2 protein-coding genes are annotated in these 3,372 nt (G+C 46.1%); one reads left to right on the top strand and one right to left on the bottom strand.

Translation table 11 applies throughout. The features are described 5' to 3' along the window. Positions 1-394 precede the first annotated feature (394 nt). Positions 395-3,037, top strand: coding sequence for a hypothetical protein (locus AC3A8L_RS20660; RefSeq protein WP_487964165.1), 2,643 nt, complete (start codon positions 395-397; stop codon positions 3,035-3,037). Positions 3,038-3,089: 52 nt separating this feature from the next. On the opposite strand, the gene AC3A8L_RS20665 is transcribed toward AC3A8L_RS20660, so the two are convergent. Then, positions 3,090-3,372: hypothetical protein (locus AC3A8L_RS20665; RefSeq protein WP_487964166.1), on the bottom strand; the 283-nt coding region annotated here is incomplete at its 5' end.

Below are 3,372 nucleotides of genomic sequence, written 5' to 3' on the forward strand. Positions count from 1 at the left end.
ACCTGCCTCTAAGGGGCGTGCACCCAGGAATTCAAAAACGGGAAGTTATTTCATGCACGCCCTTAAAACGATTGTATGAATTCTACGGTCGCTGGTTACTCTGAATAAACTATAATCTAAGATTTTTGGGCGCATGCTGGGGCCTGTAGGGCATAGTCAGTAGGGAAACGCTTTAAGTAACGAAGATGAGGGCGTAGAACAAAAGCATTAGTGGATAATGTATTATTTTCTCGCCCCTATGTTCAGTGGTGTCTTTTTTGTTAGGCTGTGATGCCCCATGTGCTTGTGGGGGCTGTCTTTCCTTTTTACTCACTTGGGCGCAGCGCTTGATACTAAGTATGTTTTGGTTGGATTGTTAAATAATCTGTATTTTCTAGAGGGTTAAAATGTGATTGTGTCCCGCGTTTTCGTGATGTTTTACATGGTTCTTGTGATGGGTTTGTGTGCATGCACAGGCGGCCAGGCCGGTGCTGGTTCTTCGGTTAGCGATAAGGAATCTAGCGTCCATTCTATAAGTTCTATTGATACCAGCTCAACGGTAACGAGTGATACTTCTAGTGTCGTTGATATTAGTTCTGGTATTTCCTCTAGTCAGAGGCATTCTAGTATTTTTCCCAGTTCGTCATTGGGGAGTTTGGGGGGCAGTTCAAGCGCTTTCAATGGTGTGAATTCTTCACCTGCCTCAAGTGTCTCCAGTAATTCAAGTAGCTCTAGTGTCTCAAGTAATTCGAGTCGTCATGATTATTCTATGGGTATCACGATCTTTGATATTCATATTCGCTTGGATGAAGCGACAGTTGAGGAGGTGGTTGATAGTGAGGGTTTTGGTTTAAGCATTGCGGGGGATATTTATGTGTCGTCATCGAAAGGAGAGATTCCGTTGTATATGGTATCTGCTCGCGTCACTGCTGTTGATGATAGCTATACCGAATTCACCAATATTTATGGCACATCAAACCTGCCTTTCCCTAAGCTAGGTTTTTTGGAGGCCGCTCAGTTTGATGAGCTTGTGAATATATCATTTAGTTTACATAGTGGTAACGAGCTCGCATTAATGAGTCCGTCGCTGAGGGGGGATCGTCATTACCTAGTCTATGAAATTGATGGCGGCTTTAGGGCTGTTGTCGACGGTTTAACTTTCGAAGCTATTGTTCAGCCATCGGCACGTTTCATACTTGACCCCGTAGATCCTTATTTTTATTTTTACGGGAATTTACCTGGCCTCAAGGGGATGACTATAAAAGATGTTGGAGTGGGTGTATCGCTATCTCAGGAGATACCTTTTAGGCCTCAAGTGAACTGGGGGTTAGAAGAGTCCCTTGTACCTTTCGAGAAGGGCCTTGTACTCCTTGAGGGTACAATTCCATTGGGCGCGGGGATTATGTCTGTTGATGGTGAGTTTGTCGTTGCAGGCATCTCTGGTGAGACTGCACTTCCAATTGAATTTGATGCTCCAGAGGAGGGTCTTGAATACGTAGAATATCCCGAGCCATGGCGAACTATAACTGAAAGTGTTCTTCCTCAATTCGCGTTGGTGGTGGCCGATGCTTTTGTACCAAGGCATGTAAATCTGGAATTGAAAGAAGCGGTTATCGCCGGTAACGGTTCTTTCAATTTTGATTTGGCGTTTCTCGGGCTGACGATTTTAGGCAAAGAGGCATCCCCTTTTACTGTGACTGGAGCCAGTTTTATTCAGACTTTTTTGGCCGATAAAAAGCAAGCGATATTTTCTGGTTATGTTAATGGTGAGGATTTGTTCAGCGGAATGGATGTGCCAATAAGCCTTCCAAAGGCGAGTTTTAATATGGCTGGCGTAGTTAATGTAGAGCCTGAGTTCAACTTTATGCTCCGTAGCGAAGTCTCTGCAGGTATTAATGGTGATGTATTATCCCAGTGGCTGGGTGTTGATGTTGGCAATATTGCTGGCCAAGACATGACCTTATTTATTAGCGAAACAGGTACGTATTTGCAGGGGGAGTTATCGGCGGGCGGACTGCACTCGGCGCTAAACTTTCACGCAGGCGGGACACTTCAGGCGTATTTTTCAGGTTCGCCCGAAGCTTGGATGGCGAATATCCATGGTGACTTTATTCTTGCGGGGGTTGATCTTGTCGAAGGCGTTATACATTTAGGGTTTGATGGCTTTAAGGTTCGCGGGGCGTTTGATACCGGGCTATCTCAAATTGCGATGTCGGGTGAAATTAGTCCCGCAGGCATAGATGTACGCGGTGTAGCGGATGTGTTGATACCCTTTGAAAACGTGATTACCAGTTTCATCGTTAGTGGTGCTCGGTGTGGTTATACGACAGTCACTGATGGCGTAAAGTGCGGTACAGATTTTGTGGCGAACCAGGCTGTTTGTGGCACCGAGAATATTGTGAGTGGTGCAATCTGTGGCTACAGTACGGTTACCAGTGCGCTTGAGTGTGGTTCATCTACAGTGACGAGTGCTGCGCTTTGTGGTGCTGACTTTGTGGCTAATAAAAGTGTTTGTGGTTTGAAGACGGTGACGAATGCTGCCGCGTGCGGGACTAGCACAGTCACTGATGGAGCTATTTGTGGGTTCAATACTATTACGAATGCATCAGTGTGTGGTGTGGACACCCTACTCAATGCCTTTCAGTGCGCTCTTAATGGATTCAAAAACTGTGAAAAAGCAAAGTCTTGTCAGGTGGCAGCGACATGCGAGACACCCAAGTCTTGTCAGGTGGCGGCTGAATGTGATGTGCCTAGAAGTTGCTCGCAGCCCAATACCTGTGACGTAGAAAATACGTGTAGTCAGCCGAAAAAATGCCATGTGCCAAAAACCTGTGATATTGAAGCTTCTTGTGAGGTGGAAGATGTTGCTTTAGGTGAATATAGAGGCGCGGCAGATTTTAGATTGAGCGGCGGCGGCTTGAGTGCCAATTTACAGGGTGAGTACTGCATAAATGGAGCGTGCCATAGTTTAGCGGGCGGTCGTTTGGATTTATCGGCAGCGCCCAAAGTATGCATTACGATTCCAGGCGGAGTGGGTGAGGTCTGCGCTGCACTTTAGTGGTACGTGTATTCTTCTTGCAATACGAATTAAGGGAGGGGCTAACTCTTTCTTAATTCGTTGGACAAAAAGCTAAGCGCTCTGTGTGCTTAGCTTTTTTGGCTAGTATGGCGGCAAGATGTTGTTTGTTAAGCTCATCATATTGCTTAGGATTACAGCCGTAACGGTCTGTCGGAATTCCTGTTTCTGAATAGGGACATTGATCAATCGCGTTGATAGCGCCATCTTTATCTTGATCCCCTTCTTGCGCCGAACAACCAATGGCATTTACGCGGCTATTAATGGCTGTTGTATAGCGTGGTCGTCGTTGTCCTCCTCCTCTTCCTCCTCCTCCT

The organism is Marinagarivorans sp., from assembly GCF_982758155.1.